This window comes from Corallococcus sp. AB032C, from assembly GCF_003668935.1.
In the GTDB taxonomy this organism is placed as follows: Bacteria; Myxococcota; Myxococcia; order Myxococcales; family Myxococcaceae; genus Corallococcus; species Corallococcus exiguus.
This window is the reverse complement of record NZ_RAWP01000216.1, coordinates 1-5,219: the sequence shown is the minus strand read 5'-3', so window position 1 is coordinate 5,219 and position 5,219 is coordinate 1. Positions and strand designations below refer to the sequence as shown.

Annotated in this window: 7 protein-coding genes; 6 read left to right on the top strand and 1 reads right to left on the bottom strand. The window is 66.0% G+C overall.

Annotated features, from left to right (window positions below):
- The 4 genes from D7X99_RS44795 (at nt 1) to D7X99_RS41430 (ending at nt 2,824) form a co-directional block, all read left to right on the top strand.
- The gene (locus tag D7X99_RS44795; RefSeq protein ID WP_367303451.1) at nt 1-96 is read left to right on the top strand and encodes an IS3 family transposase; all 96 of its coding nucleotides are present in this window, start codon (nt 1-3) and stop codon (nt 94-96) included.
- A 199-nt stretch (nt 97-295) separates the two neighbouring features.
- Nucleotides 296-1,537, top strand: a complete 1,242-nt coding sequence (locus D7X99_RS41440; protein WP_306414550.1) for a DUF2380 domain-containing protein — start codon at nt 296-298, stop codon at nt 1,535-1,537.
- Nucleotides 1,534-2,004, top strand: a complete 471-nt coding sequence (locus D7X99_RS41435) for an NUDIX hydrolase (protein WP_121782523.1) — start codon at nt 1,534-1,536, stop codon at nt 2,002-2,004. The genes D7X99_RS41440 and D7X99_RS41435 overlap by 4 nt, the downstream gene beginning before the upstream one ends.
- A 55-nt stretch (nt 2,005-2,059) precedes the next feature.
- Nucleotides 2,060-2,824, top strand: a complete 765-nt coding sequence (locus D7X99_RS41430) for an immunity 52 family protein (protein WP_169849917.1) — start codon at nt 2,060-2,062, stop codon at nt 2,822-2,824.
- An 88-nt stretch (nt 2,825-2,912) separates the two neighbouring features.
- Here the strand turns inward: D7X99_RS41430 and D7X99_RS43330 are convergent, their stop codons facing one another.
- Entirely contained in the window at nt 2,913-3,095 is a 183-nt protein-coding gene (locus tag D7X99_RS43330; RefSeq protein WP_199756430.1) for a hypothetical protein, read from the bottom strand.
- Nucleotides 3,096-3,101: 6 nt separating this feature from the next.
- Between D7X99_RS43330 and D7X99_RS41420 the strand changes: the two genes are divergently transcribed.
- Nucleotides 3,102-3,977, top strand: coding sequence for a DUF2381 family protein (locus D7X99_RS41420; RefSeq protein ID WP_121782522.1), 876 nt, complete (start codon nt 3,102-3,104; stop codon nt 3,975-3,977).
- Nucleotides 3,974-5,219, top strand: a 1,246-nt coding sequence (locus tag D7X99_RS41415; protein WP_233614208.1) for a serine/threonine-protein kinase, incomplete at its 3' end; no start/stop codon positions are given. The genes D7X99_RS41420 and D7X99_RS41415, both read left to right, overlap by 4 nt.

The window sequence follows — 5,219 nt, the reverse complement described above, 5'->3', positions numbered from 1 at the left end:
GTGTTCTACAACCGGAAGCGGCGCCACTCCGCCCTGGGCTACGTCAGCCCAGTGGAATACGAGCGGAGGGCCGCAACCAAGAGGCTGGCAGCGTAGTCAACCTGTCCACCGAACCGGAGCAGGCCCAGCTCCGAGCGATGAGCCCCCACGCGCATTGCTCTCTCCTCCGCCTGCCATCTCCGGGCCCGAGAGGTATCAACGGTTGCTGCGCCGTCAGGGGCTACGTGACGACGTGACAGGAGTGGGAGACGGCAGCATGGAGGGCGCTGTTGGGGGCGGAGCCCGGAGCGCTGCATTGACGCGTCAGGCAGTCCTCGACGCCACGGTCGAGGTGAAGGGCTCTCTGAGCAGCGTCGAAGCCGCGTTCACCAAGCTAGCGACCCGTCCTCCGGCTCTCGGGGAGTGGGGCATCACGGGTGGCGTCTTCACGCGCTACCTCGACCTGGGCTCCAAGCAGGTGACATGGCTTCATGGCGCGCTCGGGAGCGCCTCCGCGTTGACGGATGCGGCCTCGGAAGTCGGCGACACGGACATGGAGCTGGGCCTCCTGCGCATGGCGGGACCGAAGCTCCAGGCGGCGCAGTTCGGGACCCTCCTGCTCGCCACCTGGGTGGACTTCCTACACCTCGCGGACGCCGTGCTTCGCAACTGCCCGATGTGCAGCGCCGAGAAGCTCTTCATGGACATGCATCGGGTGCAGGGAATGATGGAGCCCGCGCTGACGGACCTCGCCTCACTGGACCCGGAGCGGGTCGAGGCTGCGACAACCGCGATGCCCGAGCTGATGGGGAAGCTGACCCGCGAGTTCGACACGCTCCAGCGGGAAACCCGCGAGACCATGAAGTTTGGCGGGCAGGTCATCGCGGCGATGCAGGCGGTGGAGATGGTCACGATGATCTCCACGATGAAGATGGCCATGCCACGCGTGCCACCCTCGGCCCCTGTGACGCTTGGCGTGGGCCTCGTGATGAGCTCGGGTGGAGTCATGATGGGCTCTCGGATGGTGGTCTCCGCCGAGTGGGTGGAGATGATGCGAAGGCTGGTGCAGGCGGGCGTCATCTCCGTTCCCGCCGTCAGCGCAGCCGTCCTCATTCAGGGCGGACAGGTCATGATGGCCCAGGCGCATCATGACCTGCCCAGGGGCGTGCGCGACGCGCTGGGGGACAGCCCCGAAGTGCGCGGCATGCACGAAACCGGCAGAGCGGGGGCGGGCATGTCGGACGCCCCGAGGCACCATGTGCTGCCGCAAGAGCACCGCGAGTGGTTCGAACAGCGCGGCTTCAAGGGCGGCATGGACATCGACCAGTTCTGCGTCCGGTTGGAGCGCGCCCACCATGAGGCGATTCACGGTGGGGGGAACTGGAAGTTGGGACGCATGTGGCCCGGTGAGTGGAACCGGATGATCATGGATGCGCTGCTCAAGGCAGAGACGAGGGCCGGCCGGATGTTGACTCGGAACACGGTCCTGCGGATCGTCGCGGGGTATTTGAAGGAGTACGACATCCCGATGAACTTCATTCCAGGGAGAGGACGATGACCGACGGACGATCCTGGAAGGGAAACTGGACGGCCCGCCTATACGAGCGCGTCCGTGAGCGCGGCTACGACTCGCTGACCGCCTTTGCCGAAGCACGCCCTACCGCATCGCTGGTGGCACTGGCCGAGGAGCTTGGACGGGACGACATCGCCGGGGTACAGGTCTTCAGCGGGTTGGTGGCGGAGGCGGAGCGCAGCAAGCAACTCACACGACTGGTGCGCGGACACTTCGTGCGCGAACTGTACGCGTGTCTTCCCAACGGCTGGCCGTCCGTGCTGGATGACGACGCTCGGTTGGAGGTTGCCATCGCGCTCGGCAATTGGTTTGCCCACACCCCAGAAACTCACAAGGAGCGCGTGGACCGGGCCGGCGATGCGCTCCTCGCCCATCCGCCACCGCCCGGCTGGCAACCGCTCGGACCTGACGACGAACTGCTCCGCAGTCTCTTGCCTGACGAGGAAGCCTGACCCTCGAGGCGACCCTGCGGGCCGTTGAACGGGCCTCTACCTTGAAGAGAAAACCGTGACAGCCAAGGCCAAGCCCAAGAACCCTCCCGAAACCTACTACGCAGGGGCTTACTGGGGGGCGCGCAAGGAGTCGCCTGAGGAGTGCGCCCGACGCACTGCGGAGTTCCTTACCTTGCTGGCGTCAAGCGATCCCTTCCTCTCTCAGTGGTACCTGCCCACGCGATCATCCAGGGAGTCGCGTGAGTACCCGCTGATGCCGCCCGATGTGCCGACGCTGACGGAGCAGTTCCGGCTTGGCGTCAACCGCGAGAAAGGAGGCCCTGTCATCGAGAGACTGGGCTATGGCTTCTGGTTCGGTAACGGGGGGCGTGATTACGACCGTGCGAGTCTGCGCATCTACAGTGGGGGCTACTCGGAAGCGGGCTCAAACTCCTGCGTGTTGGCGTTGCCCACGCTCGGTCGCAGTCCGAACGCGGAGCGAATGATGACGGCTCCCGTTCTGACGGAAATCGTGCGCAGCATGGCGCTGGCATGGGAACCCGAATGGGCAGTGGCCATGTCCCATGCGCATCGGGACCTGGAAGATACAGCAGGCAAGGGGGACATCTGTCTGGGCTGGGTGACCTATCTGTCCCGTCACCAGGGCACGGTGCCGCCACTGCCCGCCCCTGTGCGCATCGAGCTTGTCGAGGACAAGGGCACGTTGATCATCCTGACCTCTGAGCGCTTCACGGCCGCCAACCCCGAGCACATCGTACTGGCGCGGCAGGTGCGCGAGCTGTTGGCCCAAGCGGGGCTCATGCAGTCCGCATCCTCTTGAGCGTCACTGGCCCAGTGCTCCAGGGATGGCGCCGCCGTGTGCCTCGATGTGCCCTTCCCGCATGGAACGAAGGGGCACACCAGGGAACTCAGCCCTGCTTCAGCGCCGCGCCAATCTCGTTCCCAAACGGCGCCGTGGGTCGACCGATGAGCCGGCTCAGCGTGCGGCCCGTGTCGTTCAGCTCCAGGGGCGTTGGACGCGACTCGGGCTGAGGGAAAGAGCACCCCTGCGTGAGCATCCGCGATGGTAGCGTGCCCATCTGGGAGGTCACGAATCCTTGCTCCAACCCTTCAGATTGGCTCTTCCCCTGGCGCTCATTGTCACCTGGGGAGCTGCCGCGCAGGCACAGCCGGCCACGAGGGCGCGCATCGAGCGTCAGCGCACCGTGACCATCGCCAGCACGTCCGCCGATCCGCCGCCCATCATCCATGTGGCGGGAGACACGCCGACGGTGTTCCTCTTCTCTGCTCCGATCCAGAAGAAGACCCTGACCTTCGATGAGTCCCGGATCCGCCTCCTGGATGCGGGCGAGCGCTCCATCATCATTCAGCCTGTGGCCAATCTTGGTGACGGTGAGCGTCTGGAGATTGGAGTCTTCTTCGACGATGGCCGAGCGCCCGCACGGGCCGCCTTCGTGCTCATGAACCACCCGGCTGAAGTGGACTCGCGGATCGACGTACAGCGCCTGGAGCTTCTGAACACGACCTGTCCGCCCTCGGCTCAAGCACCAGCGCCGAGACCGGAAGACTTCGTGCTGCTTGGCTACGTGGACGACAAGGGCATCGCGACGTCCAGCAGAAAGGGCCGCAAGAGGCCTGTACAGGGACTTTCCGTGGAGTCGCTCGTGGCCTTTCGGGGCACGGGTTGGATTCTGGCGGACGTGAAGATCAGGAACGAGTCGGACCACCCGGCCTGGACACCCGGAGAGGCAACGTTCGTGGGCCGGCTCGACCTGTCTCTGCGAGCGAGGCTCGTCGAGAAGCAGCCGGGGCCGATTCCTCCTGGAGCATGGAGGCGGGTCCTTGTGGTCGTGGAAATGCCTGAAACGAAGGCAGACCTTGTCTTCACCCTGGAGGTGCGCGGGGATGGGGGACGTCATCTCACGATTCCAGCCGTGCGCTTTCCACAGCCTGCGGAGGTAGCTGTCCAATGAGCGTGACGATGATCAACCTGCCTCCCGGTTCGCTCATTGATGGATGGCAGGTGACCAAGGCACTCGGCGACGGCGGCTTCGCGTTCGTCTTCCTGGGCGAGAAGAACGGCAGGCACCGGGCCATCAAGGTGGCCCAGCACCGGGAGTCCAGCGGCGACCTCAAGCAGACCCATGCCCGGACGCTGCGGGAGTTGACGGCGCTGCTCATGCTGGACCATCCGAACATCGTCCGGCCGCAAGGGCATGGCCTCGCGGAGAGTGGGAACCTCTACCTCGCGCTCGACTACGTGGACGGCTGGACGCTCGCGGAGTGGGCCGAGCGCAAGCACCCGACGGTCCGCGAAGTCCTCGGCGTCTTCGAGAAGCTCGCCGGTGCGCTGTCGTACATGCACGGCCGGGGAATCCTGCACCGGGACCTGAAGCTGTCCAACGCCCTCATCCGCAAGAGCGACGGCGAGCCCGTCATCATCGACTTCAGTTGCGCGACCTATACGCTCGCCGAAGACCTGACGGACGGGGGCCTCCCTCCAGGCACGGACCGCTACCGCGCGCCCGAGCAGTTCAAGTTCCTGCGCGAGCACAAGGATGAGCGCCGGGCGCGCTACGCCTTCCAGGTCGCCGACGAAATCTTCGCGGTCGGCGTCATGCTCCATGAGCTGCTGACGGACCCGCGACCGACAGAGTTTCGTCCGCGCTTCGACTTGAACAGTCTTGCCCTCCCACCGCCGCCACCCCGCCTGGTGAATGCGCGGGTTCCAGCGGAGTTGAGCGATCTCGTGGAGAACATCCTGGCCCGAGACCCCAAGAAGCGCCCGGTCGATACCGAGGCGCTGCGCCGTGAGCTGGCGGAACTCCGAGCCAGTGGTTCCGCCGAATACGACGTGCCGGTTCATCCGCCCTCGAAACAGCGCCACGGCGAGCCGGCCTCGGAGGCGCTGGAGATGCCCTCCATCCCCCAGTCGCTCCAGCGGCACGTCGCCCGAGTTGAGCGCAACCGAGGCCGTGGCCACTGGCGTGGTCTCCTCGCCGGCATCGTCGCGCTCGCCATCGCCGCGCTCCTCTGGCGTTTCGCCGGGGGCTCATTCGAACCACGCGTTCCCGCGGGCCCGATCCATCCCACGGTCCGCGAAGTCCTCGGCGTCTTCGAGAAGCTCGCCGGTGCGCTGTCGTACATGCACGGCCGGGGAATCCTGCACCGGGACCTGAAGCTGTCCAACGCCCTCATCCGCAAGAGCGACGGCG

Excerpts from the sequence above, each read along its gene's own strand:
- D7X99_RS41435 (WP_121782523.1), top strand. The coding sequence starts at position 1,534 with ATGACCGACGGACGATCCTGGAAGGGAAACTGGACGGCCCGCCTATAC.